This window comes from Streptomyces sp. NRRL F-5123, assembly GCF_000721495.1.
GTDB lineage: Bacteria > Actinomycetota > Actinomycetes > Streptomycetales > Streptomycetaceae > Actinacidiphila.
Genome location: NZ_JOHY01000238.1, coordinates 1 through 213, shown reverse-complemented (window position 1 = coordinate 213; position 213 = coordinate 1). Strand labels below are relative to the sequence as shown.

Sequence of the window (213 nt, the reverse complement as noted above, 5' to 3'; positions counted from 1 at the left end):
AGGCTGACGAACGCGCTGAACCAGTCGGGCAGGACGTCGCGGAAGCTGTGCCACCAGCCGGGGCGGTTGGCCTCGCGGGCCAGGGCCAGGAAGCCGGAGACCTCTTCCGGCGAGGTGACCCCGTAGGTGTGGAGCAGCTTCTCGACGTAGGGAAGCTTGAGCCCGACCTCGGCCTTCTCCATCCGGCGGATCGTGGCGTGCGTGACGTCCAGC

General features: G+C 69.0%; 1 pseudogene. It reads right to left on the bottom strand.

Features of this window, described 5'->3' with window-relative positions:
* Window positions 1–213 (bottom strand): annotated as a pseudogene (locus IH54_RS0139100) (transcriptional regulator); the annotation flags it as partial.